16 protein-coding genes and 2 tRNA genes are annotated in these 20,413 nt (G+C 52.9%); 4 read left to right on the top strand and 14 right to left on the bottom strand.

The window, feature by feature from the left end:
* Window positions 1-7 precede the first annotated feature (7 nt).
* The gene (cobT, locus tag E6C51_RS02540) at window positions 8-1,030 is read right to left on the bottom strand and encodes a nicotinate-nucleotide--dimethylbenzimidazole phosphoribosyltransferase (protein WP_190234918.1); all 1,023 of its coding nucleotides are present in this window, start codon (window positions 1,028-1,030) and stop codon (window positions 8-10) included.
* 245 nt (window positions 1,031-1,275) lie between these two features.
* On the opposite strand from cobT, the gene E6C51_RS02535 reads away from it, so the two are divergent.
* The 3 genes from E6C51_RS02535 (at window position 1,276) to E6C51_RS02525 (ending at window position 3,080) form a co-directional block, all read left to right on the top strand.
* Window positions 1,276-2,061: an adenosylcobinamide-GDP ribazoletransferase gene (locus E6C51_RS02535; RefSeq protein ID WP_190234917.1), complete on the top strand. Its 786-nt coding sequence runs from the start codon at window positions 1,276-1,278 to the stop codon at window positions 2,059-2,061.
* A 108-nt stretch (window positions 2,062-2,169) separates the two neighbouring features.
* A complete protein-coding gene (locus E6C51_RS02530) occupies window positions 2,170-2,376 on the top strand; it encodes a DUF1289 domain-containing protein (RefSeq protein WP_190234916.1) in 207 nt (68 codons plus the stop codon).
* Window positions 2,373-3,080 (top strand): retropepsin-like aspartic protease family protein, encoded by a 708-nt coding sequence (locus E6C51_RS02525; RefSeq protein WP_190234915.1) that lies wholly within the window; start codon window positions 2,373-2,375, stop codon window positions 3,078-3,080. The genes E6C51_RS02530 and E6C51_RS02525 overlap by 4 nt, the downstream gene beginning before the upstream one ends.
* On the opposite strand, the gene E6C51_RS02520 is transcribed toward E6C51_RS02525, so the two are convergent.
* The 6 genes from E6C51_RS02520 to E6C51_RS02495 form a co-directional block, all read right to left on the bottom strand.
* Entirely contained in the window at window positions 3,077-3,838 is a 762-nt protein-coding gene (locus E6C51_RS02520; protein ID WP_190234914.1) for an ABC transporter permease, read from the bottom strand. The genes E6C51_RS02525 and E6C51_RS02520 overlap by 4 nt on opposite strands.
* Complete coding sequence (locus E6C51_RS02515) at window positions 3,835-4,761, bottom strand: ABC transporter ATP-binding protein (protein WP_146930909.1); 927 nt, start codon at window positions 4,759-4,761, stop codon at window positions 3,835-3,837. The genes E6C51_RS02520 and E6C51_RS02515 overlap by 4 nt, the downstream gene beginning before the upstream one ends.
* Window positions 4,762-4,856: 95 nt before the next feature.
* Complete coding sequence (locus tag E6C51_RS02510; protein ID WP_230987024.1) at window positions 4,857-6,209, bottom strand: diguanylate cyclase; 1,353 nt, start codon at window positions 6,207-6,209, stop codon at window positions 4,857-4,859.
* Window positions 6,210-6,595: 386 nt separating this feature from the next.
* On the bottom strand, window positions 6,596-7,429 hold the full coding sequence (locus E6C51_RS02505; protein ID WP_146930912.1) for a response regulator: 834 nt from the start codon (window positions 7,427-7,429) through the stop codon (window positions 6,596-6,598).
* Window positions 7,430-7,585: 156 nt separating this feature from the next.
* Window positions 7,586-10,099, bottom strand: a complete 2,514-nt coding sequence (locus E6C51_RS02500) for a GcvT family protein (RefSeq protein WP_146931287.1) — start codon at window positions 10,097-10,099, stop codon at window positions 7,586-7,588.
* A gap of 199 nt (window positions 10,100-10,298) precedes the next feature.
* The gene (locus E6C51_RS02495) at window positions 10,299-11,069 is read right to left on the bottom strand and encodes a helix-turn-helix transcriptional regulator (RefSeq protein WP_146930915.1); all 771 of its coding nucleotides are present in this window, start codon (window positions 11,067-11,069) and stop codon (window positions 10,299-10,301) included.
* Between the two features lie 87 nt (window positions 11,070-11,156).
* Here E6C51_RS02495 and E6C51_RS02490 point away from each other — a divergent pair, with 87 nt between their 5' ends.
* A complete protein-coding gene (locus tag E6C51_RS02490) occupies window positions 11,157-11,951 on the top strand; it encodes a class I SAM-dependent methyltransferase (RefSeq protein WP_190234913.1) in 795 nt (264 codons plus the stop codon).
* 60 nt (window positions 11,952-12,011) lie between these two features.
* Here the strand turns inward: E6C51_RS02490 and E6C51_RS02485 are convergent, their stop codons facing one another.
* The 7 genes from E6C51_RS02485 to E6C51_RS02455 all read right to left on the bottom strand — a co-directional run bounded on the left by E6C51_RS02485 (window position 12,012) and on the right by E6C51_RS02455 (window position 20,097).
* A complete protein-coding gene (locus tag E6C51_RS02485) occupies window positions 12,012-14,447 on the bottom strand; it encodes a mechanosensitive ion channel family protein (protein WP_190234912.1) in 2,436 nt (811 codons plus the stop codon).
* Window positions 14,448-14,896: 449 nt separating this feature from the next.
* Window positions 14,897-14,972: transfer RNA gene (locus tag E6C51_RS02480), tRNA-Lys, on the bottom strand.
* Window positions 14,973-14,985: 13 nt separating this feature from the next.
* Window positions 14,986-15,061, bottom strand: a tRNA-Lys gene (locus E6C51_RS02475).
* Window positions 15,062-15,197: 136 nt separating this feature from the next.
* The gene (locus E6C51_RS02470) at window positions 15,198-16,115 is read right to left on the bottom strand and encodes a PhzF family phenazine biosynthesis protein (RefSeq protein WP_190234911.1); all 918 of its coding nucleotides are present in this window, start codon (window positions 16,113-16,115) and stop codon (window positions 15,198-15,200) included.
* A gap of 76 nt (window positions 16,116-16,191) precedes the next feature.
* Window positions 16,192-16,947, bottom strand: a complete 756-nt coding sequence (locus E6C51_RS02465; protein ID WP_190234910.1) for an NUDIX hydrolase — start codon at window positions 16,945-16,947, stop codon at window positions 16,192-16,194.
* A gap of 119 nt (window positions 16,948-17,066) precedes the next feature.
* Entirely contained in the window at window positions 17,067-18,293 is a 1,227-nt protein-coding gene (locus tag E6C51_RS02460; protein ID WP_190234909.1) for an aminotransferase-like domain-containing protein, read from the bottom strand.
* Between the two features lie 127 nt (window positions 18,294-18,420).
* On the bottom strand, window positions 18,421-20,097 hold the full coding sequence (locus E6C51_RS02455) for a methyl-accepting chemotaxis protein (protein ID WP_190234908.1): 1,677 nt from the start codon (window positions 20,095-20,097) through the stop codon (window positions 18,421-18,423).
* Window positions 20,098-20,413: the final 316 nt, after the last annotated feature.

Genomic DNA, 20,413 nt, shown 5'->3' with positions numbered 1-20,413 from the left:
CTTGATATTAATGGTTTGCAGCGTTGGAAACGCCGGCTTGTTCAAAGGTCGCCATGCCTGCATGGCAGGCTGCGGCAGATTTCACGATGCCAGCAGCCAGTGCAGCCCCCGTGCCCTCGCCCAGCCGCATGCCAAGCGCCAAAAGCGGCGTTTTGCCCAGTTTGTCGATGGCCTTGAGATGCCCGGGCTCGGCAGAGACGTGGCCGATCAGGCAATGATCAAGCGCCGAAGGATTGGCCGCTTTCAAGATTGCCGCGGCAGACGTTGCCACATAACCATCAATCAACACCGGGATGCGCTCAACGCGGGCTGCCAGAATCGCACCGGCCATGGCGGCAATTTCGCGCCCGCCCAGGCGACGCATCACTTCAAGCGGATCGGACAAATGATCGCGATGGAAGGCCACCGCCTGATTCACGGCGGCGATTTTCCGCTCCAGCACTTCTCCCTCAGACCCCGTGCCCGGCCCAACCCAGTCCTCAGCCGTGCCGCCATAGAGCGCCAGATTGATGGCGGCGGCAATGGTGGTGTTGCCAATGCCCATTTCGCCAAGGCAAAGCAGGTCGGTTCCGCCAGCAATAGCCTCCATGCCAAAGGCCATTGTTGCGGCACAATCGCGCTCGGACAAGGCTGGCTCACAGGTGATATCGCCTGTTGGATAATCCAGAGCCAGATCGAAGATCTTCAGGCCAAGATCATGGGTCACACAAATCTGGTTGATGGCCGCACCACCGGCTGCAAAATTCTCCACCATCTGCTGCGTCACAGATGAGGGATAAGGGGTAATACCGTGCTTGGTCACGCCGTGATTGCCAGCAAAAATAGCCACCAATGGCCGATTAACAGCCGGTGCCCGTCCGCTCCATGCGGCAAGCCACATGGCGATTTCCTCCAGGCGGCCCAGCGAGCCGGGTGGCTTGGTCAATTGCCTATCGCGCGCACGCGCAGCGCTCAGCGCTTGCGTGTCAGGCCCCGGCAAATCACGCAGCAGCACACGGAAGTCATCAAAAGGCAGGCCGGTAACACTCATCAGGCAGGCTTTCTTGTATTTTTGCACAAATCACGCTTTGGTGCCCCTTCTTAAACAGTGCGCCGCATTCCAACAACTGAAAAAGCAATGCTTGGGGCATCACGTCACAATGGACCAGCAAATGGGCTTTCAGGGGAATTGGAAAACACCGCAAAACACCCTATCTACAGCATCAGATTTTGCCGAAAACCGGAGTCCATGTTTCGGTCCGATGCTCGATCATGATAGAAACAAAGGAATGATAGGTGAAAGAGTTAAGCGCGCTCATCACAGATTTGGCACGATCTCTCGGCTTTCTGAGCCGCTTTCCCGTGTCCTCTCGTTTTTTCGAGGGGCATTCTGGCGAAATGAGCCGCACACCGCGTGCCTTTCCTTTGGCAGGTGCCGTGATTGCAGCCCCAGCAGGATTGTTTCTGGCCCTTCTGCTGGGCTTTGGTGCAAGTGCCATGCTCAGCGCATTTGCGGCTGTGGCGCTGCAAATATTGCTCTCTGGTGCCCTGCATGAAGATGGTTTGGCTGATTGTGCCGACGGACTTGGCGGCGGAAAAGATCGGGAAAAAGCGCTGTTGATCATGAAGGATAGCCGGGTAGGCTCCTATGGTGTGCTGGCGCTGGTCCTGTCGATTGGCATCAAGGTTTCAGCCATCGCATCTATGGTCAATACGGTGGAGCCAATGAATGTCGCACTGTGCCTGATCGGGATTGCCGCGCTGAGCCGTGCGATGATGGTGTGGCATTGGCATGCCCTGCCCGCCGCAAAAGCTGATGGCGTGGCAGCATCGCTTGGTGCGCCCAATGATCAAGCGCTTTATACCGCGCTCTTTTTGGGGATTGGCATTGCCGCGGTGACCATTGTTCCCTTTGCGGGCTTTCATCCGCTGATCGTCAGCTTGCTCATCAGTGGCGCAGCGGCCTATGGTTTTCAAATCTACGTGCACAAGAAATTGGGCGGGCAGACAGGCGACACCATTGGCGCAACCCAGCAGATTGTTGAAATGATCGCGCTGGCCGCTCTCTCTGTTTCACTTTAGGAACTGTCAGGTTCAGATTGAACCTGACAGTTCCTAAAATTCTTTGTTTTCGTTTGTCTGATCAGGAAAACAGGCTTCCACTTTTCTCTGACAAACTCCAGGATTTTAATGAAAAACAAGCCAGCACCTCCGATCGAATCCCCCTGCACAGGCATTTGCACCATTGAGCCGCAAACAGCGCTTTGCCTTGGCTGCGGTCGAAGCCTTGCCCAGATTGCCGCGTGGTCAAGCTATGCTCCGGCAACGCGCCGGGCCATCATGGCAACGCTTCAAGCCGCACAAGCTCCATCGGCATTTGAAAGGACACGATCATGAAATTCAGCATGTTTGGCGTGGTCATTGGCCTCATCATTGCAGGCCTCGTTGTGCTTTTCATCAACCGCGATAGTGGCCAAAGCTTTGGTATTGATAATGACAGCTTTGCCCGCATGGTGATGCTTGTGCCGTTTGCGCTGCTTCTCTCGGCGGGCATTGTTGCAAGCCGTACCAATCTTGGGCAAAACCTGCGCTTTGCCGCGTGGTGGCTGATGATTGCGCTGGTGTTGGTCATTGGCTACCTCTACCGCAATGATGCGATGGGCGTGGCCGATCGTGTTTTCGCGGGACTGGTGCCCGGTCATGCTGTTGTCACCACCACCGGGGGCGGCCAGAACCAGATAATTCTTCAGCGCGGCAACAATGGCCATTTCTCCACCAAAGTCTCTATCAATGGCGTTACCGTGCCGATGATGGTGGATACGGGCGCAAGCAGCGTGGTGCTGCGCGCCGAAGATGCCGCAAAGCTTGGCATTGATGTCGAAAAGCTCAATTATGGTGTCACCGTCAGCACCGCAAATGGGGATGCATTGGCGGCACCTGTGCGTCTGGATGAAGTGTCTATTGGACCAATTGTGCGCAAGGATGTACGCGCCCTTGTGACCCAACCGGGACGACTGCAAAGCGGCCTGCTCGGCATGAGCTTTTTGTCCACACTCGATAGCGTGCAAATGCGCGGCGACGAGTTACGGCTTACGGATTAAGACTTGAGCTTGTAACCCGTGCGGAAAATCCATGCCGCAATCAACAGACAGAGCCCCAGGAACAGAGCCACCATGGCCAGACTGATCATGGGATTGACATCGGCTTGCGAGAAAAAGCTCCAGCGAAAGCCGCTCACCAGATAAAATACCGGGTTGAAATGGCTCACGAGCTGCCAGAACGGCGGCAGGGCTTTGATGGAATAGAATGTGCCGCCCAAAAAGGTCAAAGGTGGCACCACCAGCATGGGCACGAGGCTCAGTTGCTCAAAGTTCTTGGCCCAGATGCCAATCAGAAATCCGGCGAGAGAAAAAGTCACCGCCGTAAGCATCATGAAAAAGACCATCATCACCGGATGATCCACCCGCACATCAACGAAAAATGCCGAGGTTGCCAAAATGATCAACCCGACAATCATGCCCTTGGTGGCTGCTGCCCCCACATAACCAATCAGGATCTCGGTCAAAGCAACAGGAGCCGAGAGAATTTCATAGATCGTGCCGGTGAATTTGGGAAAATAGATCGCTGTCTGACCAGATTGAATGCATTGCGTAATCAACGCCAGCATGATCAGTCCCGGCGTGATAAATCCACCATACGGAATGCCGGTGCCCGTATCCATCCGCGCGCCAATGGCGGCCCCAAACACAATGAAATAGAGCGAAGTGGACACCACGGGCGAAATAACGCTTTGCATAAGTGTGCGACCAAGCCGGTTCATCTCGTAGCGGTAAATGGCCAGAATGGCGAACGTGTTCATGCCTTCTCTCCCGTCATCGATACAAAAATATCCTCAAGTGAGGTCTGGCGGCTGGCCATGTCGGACACGGCAATGCTGGAGAGTTCCAATGCCGCCAACAATGCCATAAGCGAACCGGGCGTGGCATCAGGTTGATAATCATACACAATCTGCATACCGTCAGAGGTAAGCTTCAAATCCCATTCATCCAGCCGCCCCGGAATGCTCTTCAGCGGCTCCACTAGATCGAGAACCATCTGCTTGCGACCAAGCTTACCCATCAGCTTGGCTTTATCCTCGACCAAAAGCAGTTCTCCCTTGTTGACAATGCCAACGCGGTCCGCAATTTCCTCGGCTTCCTCGATGTAATGGGTGGTGAGAATGATCGTCACACCTTCGCGGCGCAGATCGGAAACCAGGCTCCACATATCACGTCGCAGCGCCACATCCACGCCGGCTGTTGGCTCATCCAGAAACAGCACTTTGGGCTCATGGGAGAGGGCTTTGGCAATCAGCACACGCCGCTTCATGCCGCCAGACAGTTCACGAAGGGCGCTGTTGCGCTTGTCCCACAAGGAAAGTGACTTCAACACCTTTTCGATATGGGCCGGATTGGCTTTGCAGCCATGGATGCCCCGCGAAAAGCTGACGGTGTTCAAAACGCTCTCAAACTGATCCGTCGTCAATTCCTGCGGCACCAGACCGATCATCGAGCGGGTCTGGCGAAAATCCTTCACTACGTCATGGCCGCCCACGGTCACCACACCGGATGTTGGGTTCACAATGCCGCAGATGATGGAGATCATCGTGGTCTTGCCAGCGCCATTTGGCCCCAGCAATGCCAAAATCTCTCCCTCTTCAATATCCAGAGAGACGCCTTTGAGAGCAGAAAAGCCATTGGCATAGGTTTTGGTAAGGTCGCGGATGGAAATAATTGGGGTCATTCTTTACCGAATCCTGACAAACAGGAGGCTCTTATAGCATGACAAACGCATGCGACCACCGCCTGTTGTGGATTTCCTTGGCCTCTATACCCCTGCTACAAGCCTGAACCGATGTGCTTTTCAGAGTAAACACGGTTGCGACCAGCGTATTTGGCCATATACAGGCATTGATCTGCTGCATTCATGTAATTGTGGAAATACTCGCGACCACCCACATCCACCAGACCGATGGAGATGGTGATGGAAATTTCCTGGCCACCTAAAACCAACGCATCGTTTGACACGTCCTGCCGCAGTGCTTCGCAAAACTCCAAAGCCTTCTCATCGTCCATGCCGGGCAATAAAATACCAAATTCCTCACCACCCACGCGCCCGATCAGGCCAGACTGTTGGTCCATTCTGGCCATCATTCGCTTGGCAACGTGTTTGAGAACCTCATCACCGGCATTGTGGCCATAGGTGTCATTAATCCGCTTGAAATGGTCAATATCAACCATGGCGACAGAGCAGTCCTGCCCCTTTAGCAAACACTTTTCAACCAGATTTGGACCTTCATCATAAAAATAGCGGCGGTTAGGAATCCCCGTCAGGTAATCATGAAAGGCTGCCATCCGCAATTGACGTACTTTTGCAAGCGCCTGAATATGAAGATCAATTCGGCATTGAAGCTCTTCCACCACATAGGGGCGATAGACAAAATCGCTGGCACCGGCCTTGAGAAAACGGGCGGAAAGCAACCGATCTGCTGACGATGAAATGCCAATCACGCAAACATCTTCGCTCTTAAAGGTACGCCGGATACGCCGTGTCAGCTCATACCCGTCCATGTCGGGCATATAATGGTCAGTCAGCACCAGAGAGATATCCGTTTGCCGTTCCAGAAGCTCAAGCGCCTCTTTGCCGGTTTTGGCTTCCACCACCTGAAATCTTTGGCGCTTGAGTACGCTGACCAGACTATGGCGCGCCGAAGACCCATCTTCGACAACCAACAACTTGAAATATCGATTGCCAATCAGGCGCTCAACGGCAGCTTGCACCATATCCAGCGCGCTATCGTGATCTTTGATGATATAATCGGCCCCACCCTTGGCCAGAATGGTATCGCGCACAGCGGCATCAAACGTTGCAGTGAACACCACAGCCGGAATGCCGGCTGCCACCACAAGATCCAGCAACTCCCCATTCGCCGCACCCGGCAGATTGAGATCGACAATCGCGGCGTCAAATTCGTCGGAGGCGTTTTCCAGCACAGTGCGGCATTCATCGGCGGTAAAGCAAGACGTAATCCGCCCTCCGGTGCTCTTCTCCAACCGCTCCTTCAGCACAAATGATATGGAACGGGAATCTTCGATCAGAAGAACAGAGGGTTGGCGCGCCCTGCCCTCAGCAGACCCACGTGCGTCTTCAACGGGCGCTCCCGCACTTGCTGACATAATCTTCTCGTTCATACTTTCAGTTACACCACATCGGAGCTGAGTTTTATCCAGCCTTGCCTTTTGCCAAATTCGGCCTTGTTAAATTATTAACACCTGAAAAGAAATTTCGGCATAAGCGAAAGATCTGACTCCCATGACAGGAATCAGAGATGTGCTAGACAAGCTCCGTCATAGCGGTGGACAATCCAAAACCGAGGACACCCGCATTTCCAGCGCCGTGCGCCGTGTATGGCGCACAAAGGACGCTGTAACACTTTTAATTTGCAGCATAATTTTCTCCTCAAATCCATTCAGATTTAAGGAATTATGCAGTAAATCTGCTGCATAATTTTCACCTTAAATCCACTCCGATCTAAGGAATTATGCAGTCAATATCGCTTCGCAGCAGGCAGGTCTGATTAAGCGGCCACTTGCGCCCGCTTGCGACCGGCGCGAATTTGCACCAGCGTATCCAGATTCTGATTCACGCGGCAGTAAAATTCCTCATCAATAAATGGCCGCAGCATAAAGTCATTGCCGCCAATTTTGAGGAAGCGTGCCGACAACAGCCGGTCAGACGATGAAGAGACGCCAATGATGCGAAGCTCGTGCGAACCACGAACAGCGCGAATGCGACGTGTGAGCTCAAAACCATCAATATCCGGCATGTTATAATCGGTTACCACAAGACCGATATCGGAATTGGCCTTGAGAATCTCCAGAGCCTTTGCGCCACTATCCGCCATGCTAACGCGGAAATTGTAGCGCTTCAAACGGCTGGACAGAAGCGCCCGCGCCGTTGGACTATCATCTACAATCAGCACGTGATGATCATGATTGGTCAAAAAGCGGCAAACAGACTCAACCAGCATTTCGACAGCGAATATATTGTCCTTCAAGACATAGTCGACAATGTCTTTTGCCAATAGTTTTTCACGGGTCTTTTCATGAAATGTACTGGTGAAAACAATTGTTGGAATACTCAAATCGGTCAGATACTCGAGCGCCTCACCATTTTCAGCACCCGGCAAATTTATATTTGAAATGGCGAGCGTAACATCTTCATCGGATAGTTCGTTCGCAGCCATCAAATCTTCATAGGTGCGGCAAATCTCGACATCAATATCGAATATTTCTTTAAGGCGCTGCCTGATCATCGACGTGAATACGTTCGAATCTTCCGCGACGATAATACGTGCATCCGGAAACTTTTCGCCAGAATATTGCATTCCAGATACACCAAGATAGGTCATGACGCGCCTTTGAAAAGAAGTGATTTTGCGCGATTATAGACGTCACCGATTGCTGAAATATTAATATAAACCGGAGCTTGTTGTTGAAGTTCTAAACAAAAAATGAAGGGCGGCTTTGACAGCCGCCCCCTGTGTTTCGATCAGTGACACCACACGTTAAGCGCGCAGCAAGGTATTGTCCGGGTCAAACGGGCTTTCACCCACCACCGTTGCATCGTAAATATCGCCAAGGATTTTGATTTTCACCTTGGTGCCAATTGCAGCATAACCGGGCTTGAGCATAGCAAGGGCAATAGACTTGCCAAGGCGCCAGCCATAGGTGCCATTGGTTGCACGTCCAACCAGCTCGCCCGCTTCGTTGTAGATGGCTTCCGATCCGCGCGCATCAACATCCTTGACGCCTTCCAGAACCAGCGTCGCAAAGTTCCATTGCAGGCCTTTTTCCTTATAGGCGAGCAACCCTTCCTTGCCGAGGAACTCCTTATCGAGCTTGATAAAGCGGTCCAGCGCCGACTCATAGGCGTTATACTCGATCGACATTTCACGCGGGATCAGACGATAGGATTTCTCCACCGACATGGACAGCATGGCGCGAATACCAAATGGCTTGATGCCAAACTCTGCACCGGCTTCCATCAGCTGGTCAAAGATGTAGTTCTGCATCTCAATCGGGTGATGCAGCTCCCAACCGAGTTCACCAACAAAGTTGACGCGCAAAGCGTGAGCCGAGGCAACGCCCACCGCAATTTCCTTGCCGGACAGCCATGGGAAATCCTTATTGGCAAGGCTGGTGCGGGTGAGCTTTTGCAACACCTGCCGCGACTTTGGACCCGCTAGAACCAGAACGCCCAATTTCTGGGTGATGTGCTGCAATTTCACCGAACCGTCGGTTGGAGCCAGCTTACGCAGGTAATCGTGGTCATGCGCTTCATAGGCACCCGCCGATACCAGATAGAAGCGGTTTGGAGCCCATTCATAGACCGTGAATTCAGCCCGTACGCCGCCGTGCTTGGTCAACATGTGGCAGAGCGCAATGCGGCCGCGCTTTTTCGGAATAGCGTTGGCAAAAATGCTTTCCAGCCAAGCGCGAGCTCCCGGTCCCGACACTTCCATCTTGGCAAATGCTGACATATCCAGCACGCCGACATTTTCCGTAACGTTTTTGACTTCATTGCCAACATGCTCAAAATAGTTCGAGCGACGGAAAGACCATTTTTCGACAATGCGGCCGTCTTCAGTTGGCTCTGCATAATTATGATTGGTCAAAACATCTGCGCCAACGCCAAGCTCTTCCTTGGGAACCTCGTAGCCTTCCGGCGCAAACCAGTTGGCGCGCTCCCAGCCATACACCGAGCCAAAAACCGCACCCATTTTCTTGAGGCGATCATAGACCGGAGTGGTCTTCAAGGGACGGGCTGCTGCACGCTCTTCATCAGGATAGTGCATGGTGAAGACGTTGGCATAGGCCTCTTCATTCTTGGCAATCAGATAGCCTTCAGTGGCGTAAGGGCCAAAACGGCGTGGATCTGCACCCATCATATCCAGAGTGGATTCGCCATCGACAATCCATTCTGCCAATTGCCAGCCAGCACCGCCAGCGGCGGTGATGCCAAATGAGTGACCTTCATTGAGCCAGAAATTCTTCAGGCCAGGTGCAGGACCGATGATGGGGTTGCCATCCGGCGTATAGGCAATCGCACCATTGTAAACCTTCTTGATGCCCACTTCGCCAAAGGCTGGCACGCGCACCATGGCGGTTTCGATATGCGGCATCAAGCGATCCAGCTCTTCCTGGAAAAGCTCGTATTCACTCTCATCCGATGGACCATCAACGTAGCAGACAGGCGCACCATGCTCGTATGGTCCCAGCAACAGGCCGCCGTTTTCTTCGCGCATGTACCAGGCGCTGTCCGATTCGCGCAGAACACCCATTTCCGGCAGGCCTTGCGCCTTACGCTCCAGAATGGCCGGATGCGGCTCGGTGACGATATATTGATGCTCAACCGGAATAACCGGAATGTTGATACCCACCATTTCGCCGGTCTTGCGGGCGAAATTGCCGGTACAGGAAATAACGTGTTCGGCGGTGATTTCACCCTGGTCGGTGGTGATCTTCCAAAGACCGTCCGGTAGTTGCTCAATCGCCGTGACCGTGGTGTTGCGGTAGATGGTTGCACCGCGATCACGCGCGCCCTTGGCCAGCGCCTGCGTCAGATCGGCAGGCTGAATATAGCCATCATCAGGGTGCTGGATTGCGCCCAGCAGGCCTTCTGTTTCGCACAAAGGCCAGATTTCCTTGACCTGTTCAGGGGTCAGAATATTGACCTTGACGCCAATGGTTTCGGCAATGCCTGCGTAATACATATATTCATCCCAGCGATCCTTGGTGCGGGCGAGACGAATGTTGGACACTTTGCTGAAGCCGACATTCATGCCGGTTTCTTCCTGAAGTTCCTGATAGAATTTCACGGAATATTTGTGGATCTGGCCCACCGAATAGCTCATGTTGAACAATGGCAACAGACCGGCGGCGTGCCATGTCGAGCCGGATGTCAGTTCCTTGCGTTCAATCAGAACGCTATCGCTCCAGCCCTTCTTGGCCAGATGATAGAGTGTGGAAACGCCAACGACGCCTCCGCCAATCACCACGGCGCGCGCATGAGATTTGATCGACATGGAATTCCCCTGTTTCTGCTCTCGCCACAGCGCAAATCATAAATGCCGCAGCAGATGTTGATGATGGGACTATGATAAAGACCACGCCAGCTTTGCCGCCCGTTTGCGACATGAGCATGGAAGGCCGCGACCTCACTCCAAATTCTCTGAGGACAACGTGCAGGACATTGATGAAAAGATCTGATTTTTGCCGTCACTGGGGAATCAGAAACACCAGTTTGCAATCGGGCCGGTCGCTTGGTCGGAAATTGAACTGGCGAAACCGCAGCAAGCCGCGGCCGGGCAAGAGAAATTCACGCTCGCCGCCTTCGCGCTCCAGCACCATCTGCTCCTGCCAGCCCTGATCAAACAAAGCGCTTTCCTTTTGCAGCGTTTCAACAAGATTGCGAATGGCGGGATCTCTCAAGGCGTGACTGTAATCGGCGCGAAACTCGGCCAACAGCCGCAAGGCCCGCACCTGCCAGTCAACAATATGCTCCTGAGCGCGCGCATTTAAAAACACATAGCGCAGCAGGTTACGCTCCTGCACCTCTTCATCCAGCCAGCCTGGAAACAGCGAAACCGCCGCCGAATTCCAGCAGCAGGCATTCCAGTAACGATCAAGCCCGTAAGCGGGGTGTTGCACCGATGTCACCGCAGCCAGAAGCGAGGCTGGCGCATCATCCATCGGCGTACCCGCCTCATCATCGGGATCACGCCGTGCTGCCAGCTCAAACAAATAGGCGCGCTCGGCCCGCGTCAATTCCAGTGCTCTTGCCAGCCGCGCCAGCGCGTGGGGCGACGCCTGCACCTGCCTGCCCTGCTCTATCCATGCGCACCATGTGGGGCTTATTCCGGCGCGCTCGGCCAGTTCCTCACGCCGAAGGCCGGGTGTGCGTCGTCTACCAACACGATCCGTCGCGAGCTTTTCACGGTGGGCGCGCACAAATTCGCCAAGAGATTTTCGTTGATCAATATCGAGCATGGAAGCACTTATAATAGGATAACTGATCATCTTGTAACAGCATATTTTTGTGCAATGCTACAAAAACATTTTAACAGGAGAACAGTCATGCAGACACCAACCAGCGGCACAGTAAAAGCCACCCCCGGTCACGACCGCCACGTGCAGGATAATTTTGGCCCGCGCGCAAACGCCTATGTGGAAAGTACCGTTCATTCCCAAGGTGAGGATTTGAACCGGCTCGCAAAGATTGTGCAGGATTTGACACCCCGAAATGCGCTCGATCTGGGGGCTGGCGGCGGGCATGTGTCCTACACCATCGCACCGCATGTGGGCGCGGTTACCGCCGTTGATTTATCGGCCAGCATGTTGGCCGCCGTCGATCAGACAGCAACGTCAAAAGGCCTGACCAATGTGCAAACAACCGAGGCCTCTGCCGAACACCTGCCCTTTGCCGATGCCACATTTGATTTTCTGGCCTGTCGCTACAGCGCCCATCACTGGCATGATGTGAATGCCGGCTTGCGAGAAGCGCGGCGCGTGCTGTCAAAAGGCGCAAACGCAATCTTTATTGATGTGGTGGCCCCGGCGGCTCCACTGCTGAACACCCATCTGCAAGCCATCGAACTTTTGCGTGATACATCGCATGTGCGCAATTACACGGTGGCGGAATGGACGGAGATGCTGGGGCGCGCTGGCTTTGAGGTGACAGGCCTTCGGCCATTTCGTCTGCGCATGGAGTTTAAAAGCTGGACCAAGCGGATTGGCACGCCTGAGCCATTGTGCGCGGCAATTTCAATGTTGCAGGAAAAGGCAAGTCGCGAAGTCAAATCGCACTTTGCGATTGAGCCGGATGGCTCTTTCATGCTCGACATGGTGATGTTTGAAACCGCAAGTGCTTGAGAAAAGACCACCGCAGCCGTGCTGTGGTGGTCTTTGCAATCGTGTCTGGATCGGGGTGGCCTACACGGCAGGCTGACCCGGCCCCTTGGGTGATTGCCGTTCCAGCACCACTTTGAGATCCTGATGCGGATATGGGATTTCGATCCCTTCCTCACGAAACCGATGGTAAAGCTTGACGCGCACACCGTTTTTGATGGCAAGTCCGTTCAAGACATCGCCAATGAAGAAACTGAGCTGAAAATCGAGCGAGGATGCGCCAAAGCTGAGGAAAACCACGAACGGTTCCGGATTGCGCAGCACACCTTCCTGAGCCATGGCGACTTCTTTCAGCACGTCCATGACCTTTTGCGGATCGCTGTTATAGCTCACGCCAATCGGCACATCGACACGGCCAAGCGTGTTGCGATGGGTCCAGTTACCAACGGCGGCGTTGATCAGCTCGGAATTTGGCACGATGATGGTTTGGCGCTGGAAGGTCTCGATCTCCGTTGCACGGACATTGATACGCCGCACAAAACCTTCTGTGGTGCCGGTCAGCACCCAATCCCCCACCTTGAACGGCCGCTCGACCAGCAAAATCAAACCTGAGACGAAGTTGGACACAATGTTTTGCAAGCCAAAACCGATACCAACAGACAGAGCACCAGCAACCAGCGCGAGGTTTGAGAGGTTAATGCCCGCAGCAGAAAGACCAATCACCGCCGCAAGCACCGCCCCCACATAGCCCACCACCGTCTTGATGGAGTTGCGCACCCCCGTATCAACATGGGCACGCACCATGATTGTGCCGTCGAGCCATTTTTCGAACCAGCGCGTCACCACAATGCCGATGGCAAACAGCAAGGCACCGCCCATAATTCCGACCACGGAAATGCTGATGCTGCCAATCTTGATTTCGGTGAAGAGGTTGTAAACCCAAAGACGAATATCGGGGAGCTGGAACCCCCATGACAACATGATCAATGGCAGGCCCAGCACCACAGCAATGCAATAGATCAGCAAACCGGCCACAATGCCCATTTGGTCGAGAGCAACCGGACCAATGGAAAATCGGCGCTGAAAATAGCGCCCCACCATGGTTTCGGCGAAACGGTCCCGCTCTGACACCGCCCGACCCGAGCGGATGCCAATATACATGGTGCAGATCAAGCCGCCTGTCAGGACGATCTGGGTGGCGATAAAGCGCGCCAGCCCGACATAACCAAAAAGACCGAGGACAATGATGACGGCACCGATAATGCGCATCAGGCTGGCCGTTATGACCGACCAAGGGCGACCGTTGGTGTCGTCCTCGCCATTCTTCGGAAGCATTGGCTTGATAAAGGAAACCCCAAGCAGAATCGCGCCCACCAGAATGGCGAGCACCAATCCTTTGAGCACAGTCATCTCGATCGGCCAGCTCTGGACTTGCGAAATCGCGGCAAGCACAAAATCCAGACTGTTGAGCACCGACATGGAAATAAAGGCTGCCGCCAACTGATAGCCACCTCTATCGGTGATGTGCAGCAGGCGCCATTTGGGCGACACCGGATTAAACACTGCCAGAGCCAACCGTGTGGAAAAGAAAACAAAACCACAAAAGCCGAAGAAAGCCCCCACCATATGCCGAATATCGGGCCGCAGGACATTGAACATGTCGAGAAAGAAGAAGCTGGAGGCAAGGAAAAAGCTGAAAGCCAGAGACGGCAGAATCGTTGACCAGAAAGCCAGAGAAAACCGACTCATGTAAGATGGATTTTGCTCCTGCTTGCCGCGGGCCACAACGGGTCCAAAAATACGATGCAGAATCGTGCGCAAACCCAACATCATGATCAGCGACAGCACCAGTGCCGAGGCCAAAGACACCAGCTTCAAACGAACAACGAAGCTGAGCCAGTTGCTCATGGTATCGACAAAACGCGATACCTCCGGCCCGATCGAACTGACCGCGATGCTCATGGCATCAAGCGATACATCGGCATGGGCAAAAAGCTCTTTGGTGAAAAGATCGCGCCGCGCAGTCGAAATTCTGGAGGAGACATCATTGGCAACTTTGGTCGTATCATCAATGCGTGCAAGTATGTTGACGATGCTCGCTTTTTGCGCCGTCAATTTGCCGCGCTGCGTGCTAACCTCAAGCGCCTCTACCGGTGCCCCTTCCTTTGGTGGTGCGCCGAGATCCGCCAAACGCGCCGTGACTTCATCAAGACGCGGAGAAATTTGCGATTTCATACCCAGCAGGGTTGCGAGAACATCATCGACCTTCGATTTTTCAGCCATAAGATCGCGATCACTGCTGGTGTGATCGGCAAGTTCGGCGTTGATCGTATCCAGTTGCTTTTGCGCAACATCAAGCGTCGCGGACGCCTTGCTCACCGCATCATCATCGGCAAACGGGCCGTCTTGCGCCATGGCCACGCCCGGCAAAAGAATATCGCTGCCGGGAACAGTTGCCCACGCCATCAAAACCAAAATGGAAAATGCCGCCAGAAATGTCTTAACGCTTTGCAAACCCATGTCCCTTTTCACGTCGATTTGGCGGTATTTATCGTGCCATTGCGGCAAGATAAATGACGCAAAGCCCTAAATCTGGGTATTTGTTGATTTTTACTGTACGGATTGGCGTTTTACAGCGTCGTACGCCATTTTACAGCGCCTCTCACCATACATGACGCACAAAGGCTCAAAGTAACACTTTTAATCTCCTGCATAATTTTATCCTTAAATCGATTCCGGTTTAAGGAATTGTGCAGTCGTGCACGGCTCTGCAAAGAATCACTCAACAGGGCTCACAACAAGTTATCCACAGTTATCCACAGCCTTTTCGGGTTGCAAAAAGGCAAATTTCACGAACAAAAAAAGAACGCGAGAAAAACATGCGGAACAAATCAACAACAGGGGGATTTTGCAAACTTTTTTTAATATTTTTGTCATTCTGAGAGTGAAGTGACGCCGCTTTTGCACCATGGTGGGTGATGTAGGGTTCGAACCTACGACCCGCTGATTAAGAGTCAGCTGCTCTACCAACTGAGCTAATCACCCGTCTATGGTGTTATGGTGGGTGATGTAGGGTTCGAACCTACGACCCGCTGATTAAGAGTCAGCTGCTCTACCAACTGAGCTAATCACCCGTACGTTTGCAGTTTGTTTGCCTCACTGCTGGCGTGAGCGGGGATATAAAGGGCTTCTCTCACCTTGTCCAGCGTCCTTTTAAAAAAAAAGCCAGAAAGTGTGGAAAAAATAAAAATTACAAAAAACCAAGCAATATCAATAGTCGAGAAAGCCAGAGGCAAATCGAACGGCACGACCGCCAATCCGCGCCCGAAACACCTTGTCTTCCTTGCAATCAATATGCAGGTGAATAAAGGACGGGCGGCCCATCTCTACCCCCTGCTCGATCAGAATGGGATGGTGTCCGTCAGCCAGGCCATCGAAATGCTTGATGGCCCCCGAAAGCGCCGCCGCCGCCGACCCTGTGGCAGGGTCTTCGTTCATCCCCATATCGGGCGAGAACATCCGCGCGTGAAAATGAGACGCATGATGCACGCCACCACGGCAATAAACATAGGCGGAGCTTAAAGCGCCTTCGCAAAACGGCACCGTGCGCTCCCAAAGCTGCGGATCAAACTCCACGCCTTCAACGGCTGCAAGATTATTGACCGGGATCAGTAAATACGGAACGCCTGCGCTCCAGATGGAAGGCACGTGATTGCCAAAGCACAGATCACTGAGTTGCAAGCCCAGCGCCTCGGCAATGGCCTCACGCTCGACTGAAAAATGGATTTGCGTGGAGGTTTTGGGAAGATCAAATTCGGCAAAGCCAACCTCGCCCTCCCGAAGGCTGACGGCACAGCGCACCGGTCCGATTTTTTCATCCAGCACGGAGACAATATCCAGTGGACGATCCCTGCCCTCATGCGCCCGTTCCGCCAGAGCCACCGCCGTGCCGACGGTGGGATGACCGGCAAAGGGAAGCTCTCGTGTGGGCGTAAAGATACGGATACGCGCCAGATGCGCCGGGTTTAAGGATGGGAAAACAAACACTGTTTCAGACAGGTTGAATTCGCCCGCAATGGCCTGCATGGCTTCATCATCAAGCCCGTCTGCATCAAACACAATCGCCAGCGGATTGCCGCAGAGTTTCTTGTCGGTGAAAACGTCATAGATGCAATATGGCCGAGCCAAACGCGCCTCCAGTGCCGATTGAATTTGGGTGCAGACTGCACGACCTCAGCCACCCATGCAAGGCGATCTCTGAAGTTTATCCGGGAAATACCCAATCCAGCAAAGGGTACATGGCTTCGCTAAAACGATAGGCACTGCGATCCGCTGACCGTATCGCCACAGGCCGTGCAATTTCCTTCTCGTGATCTACAGTCATATGCGCTTCAATGCGCGCAAAAATCTCCTCTGCCGTCATATCCAGATGAAAGCAGCGAAACAGGGTAACAATGCGCCCACGTCGATAGCCCCTCAATTGCGCATCCACCTTGGCGCTCTCCAGGGAAAGGCCTGTTTCCTCCATCACCTCGCGGCGTATATTCGCTTCAACATCCACCTGGCCGTCGATAATATCGGACATATCCAGCGAACCCGCCGCACAATAGACCAATCCGGCATTGGCGGTATGGGCAGCCATTTCAACGGCAATCAACGCGCCATCGGATGACATGATCACAGCAAAAGCGAAGAGATGATAGCCAAGACCGGGATCTGCCTGTCTGCGCCACAGCAAAAAGGTGGAATAGGGAATCACATAACAATCGCCCAACACCCGCCTGCCCTGCAAAGACAAGCGATTGAACAATAGCATCTTTCCATCAAACAGCGCAGGCGTTTCGGCAACAGCCTTCTGCCAATGGGCCTTGGCCCCTTCTGCATTGGCAAGATGAAATGGATGATCTCCACCAAGAACCGCCAATTGCACGTCATCAATTTCGAAAACCTGTCCATCCGGCGGCCAATGCAGATGATCTTCGATTGTCTCAGTCGTTACAACATTGGCAGATTGCGGCATGAAAACTCACTTCAAGATATGAAAACCAGCTATTCTCGTCGCTTCTACACGGCATTCTGCGCCATAAAATGACAAAGCCGCCAGATAACCGGCGGCTTTTCAACAATCACATCATAATATCAGATCGCTTCAGCGATAGCCCCGGCAATCAGCCGACCAAGGCGCTTGATGCCTTCATCAATCATCTGCTCATTGGCGCAGGAGAAGGAGAGCCGCAACGTATTGGCACCGGAACGGTCCGCAAAGAACGCCTGCCCCGGCACAAAGGCCACTTTTTCCGTCTTGATGGAGTGGCTGAGCAGATCGGCACCATCCATGCCTTCCGGCAATGTCACCCAGATAAACATGCCGCCTTCCGGCCTCGTCCACACCGTGCCTGCTGGCATATACTGATCCAGCGCTGCCAGCATGGCCAGACGCCGCGCGTTATAAGCCGCCTTGATCTTGGCCACCTGCGCCTCAAAATGACGCTCTGCAACATGGGCAATGGCGATCTGGTTGATGGTGGACGAATGCAAATCCGCCGCCTGTTTCATCAATACCAGCTTGCGGATTACCGTTGTATTGGCCACCACAAACCCGACCCGCAACCCCGGTGCCAAGGTTTTGGAAAAGGAGCCACAATAGATGGTTCGGGTTTCTTCTATCGAGCCTTTGCGGGCAATTTCCAGCGCCAGAATCGGTGAAACCGCTTCGCCTTCATAGCGCAAGGATTGGTAAGCGCCGTCTTCAATAAGGGCGATGTCCATTTCATCGGCCATATCGATCAAATGCTGGCGTGCCGCCAAATCCACCGTTTCGCCGGTCGGATTAGAGAAATCGGTGGAGAGATAAGCAAATTTCACCCGCCCGCCCATGTTTATGGCCGTTGCCTCGTAACTGCCGGGTGTGCGATTGCCTGTCACCGACAGTTGATCATAATTTGGCTCATAGGCATTGAACGCCTGAAGGGCACCAAGATATGTTGGCCAGGTCACCAGCGCGGTATCTTTGGGCGATAAAAACAGTTTGCCGAGATAATCCAGCGCCTGCTGTGAGCCAGAGGTAATGAAAACATTGTCGACATCGCAAGGAATGCCGATCTTAGCCATCTCGCCAACCAGCCATTCACGCAAGGGCTTATAGCCTTCCGACACCGAATATTGCAGGGCGGAATTCACCTGATTGCCAGCAAAAATATCCGTGTAGGCAGCTTGAAATGCCTCTGCGGGAAACAGGGCGGGATCAGGAATGCCGCCGGCAAAGGAGATGATATCAGGCTGATCCAGCAATTTCAGCAATTCGCGGATTTCAGACGCGCGCATTTTGGATGAGCGCGTTGCAAACATATGGTCCCAATTGAGCACGGGAGTTTCCTCAGAGGTCTTTTGATACTTCAGAGGACCATGAAAGCAATGATGTGTCAACAATGCTGACCTATCACATAATGATTGCAATTCAGACATGTCTTGGCGTTGGCAAAACCGCCTTCAATCACGCCGCCAATCGCGTTTTATGCTGCTGCTGCCCCCGCCCCGTATTGAAGCGTCGAACAAGTTGGAAAAGGTTTTCGATCTCGTTGGCGAGCGAGAATGTCGCCGCTGTTGTCTCTTCCACCATAGCGGCATTTTTCTGCGTGGATTGATCAATCACGTTCACCGAACTGTTGATTTCTTTTAAAGCGCCGGATTGTTCACCAGAGCTGTGAATGATGGTGGCTATTGTGCTGCTCACCTCGGCAACTTGCTGAACAATCTGCTCAAGAGCGGTGCCGGTGTTGGCCACCAGTGACACGCCTCTTTCAACCTGCGCCGCCGAGGTAATAATCAATTGCCGGATTTCCTTGGCAGCCGTGGCAGAGCGCTGCGCCAGTTCACGCACCTCCTGCGCCACAACGGCAAAGCCTTTGCCTGCTTCTCCGGCGCGGGCTGCTTCCACACCGGCATTGAGTGCCAGGAGATTGGTCTGAAAAGCAATTTCGTCAATGACCCCGAGAATGCTGGAAATTTGCTTGGACGATTGCTCAATTTCATTCATGGCAACCACGGCATCACGCACCACCACGCCGGATTTTTCTGCGTGTGCCCGGGTATTGGTGGCGAGCTGCCCAACCTCTGTGGCACGTCTGGCGGAATCGGTCACGGTGCCGGTAATTTCTTCAAGCGCCGCCGCAGCCTCTTCCACAGAAGCAGCCTGCTTTTCGGTGCGCTGAGAAAGATCAATGGCCGCCTCTTTAATTTCAGCGGTGCTGCTTGAGATGGCTTGCGAGCTTTCCATAACCCCGTTCATCGTGTCGCACAGGATTGAGACCGCATCGTTGAAATCAAGGCGTAATTTCTCCATCGTGGGGACAAAGGCCTTGTTCAGCCTTTGCGTCAAATCACCTTCAGCCAGCGCCTTCAAGGCCATTGCGACGTCTGAGATAGCGTTCATACGCACCGACACATCTGTGGCGAACTTCACCACTTTATAGACATTGCCATGGCTGTCGAACACCGGATTATAGGAGGCCTGAATCCACACGTCGTTACCGCGCTTGCCAATGCGGCGAAACTCATTGGAGGATGTCTTGCCCGCCGCAAGATTTCTCCAGAACTCAACATACTCCGCCGATTGCGCATAGGCCTTTTCGCAAAACATGCTGTGATGCTTGCCCACGATCTCGGAGAGAGAATAGCCCAGTCCATTGCAAAAATTCTCATTGGCGGTGATGATCGTGCCATCCGGCGTAAACTCAATCACCGCCTGCGACACGGAAATCGCTTTCAGCTTGGCATCATCCTCCAGAGCACGAATCTTTGTTTCGGTAATGTCCGTGGCGTATTTTACCACTTTAAACGGCTTGTCACCTTTCAGAATCGGATTGTAGGATGCCTCAATCCAGACCTCCCGACCACCGTTGGCGATGCGTCGATATTGTTTGCGATCAAATTTGCCCGCCCGCAAATTCTCCCAGAAGGCTTTGTATTCAGGGGTGTCCGCCTCTCGCGGATCAATAAACATGCGATGATGCTTTCCCTTGATCTCGGAAAGAGTATATCCCATGGCACGACAAAAATTGTCGTTTGCATCCAGAATGTTACCGTCAAGATCAAACTCGATGACGGCCTGAGATTTGCGTAAAGCCTCAACTTCAGCTTTTGCACCGCCTGTCATTCCAAATAGGCTCATAGCCAAATCTCCAAAGCTGATCTGTTAAGTGATGATTGCACTCATTGGCTGCACTGTTCCAAATCCTGTCATACATATATATACAATTTCTTACTAATATTTAATTCAAGGAAATATTGTATATCTTTCTGATTTTACAAATATGCTGAAATGTATTCTGATTTTTTCATTAAAATTTTATATATAAACTCGAAAAGAAGCCGAAACAGAAAGTAAATATTTCAAAATAACAAAGAAAATTAGCAAGTGTCAAATTTAAAAATACAAATGATCTATTATATATTGCGCTTAAATTTAATAATCGACCGATGAAAGA

Origin of the sequence: Gillisella terrae (genome assembly GCF_004801395.1) — a bacterium.
Lineage (GTDB): Bacteria > Pseudomonadota > Alphaproteobacteria > Rhizobiales > Rhizobiaceae > Allorhizobium > Allorhizobium terrae.
This window is presented reverse-complemented; position numbering and strand designations above follow the sequence as displayed.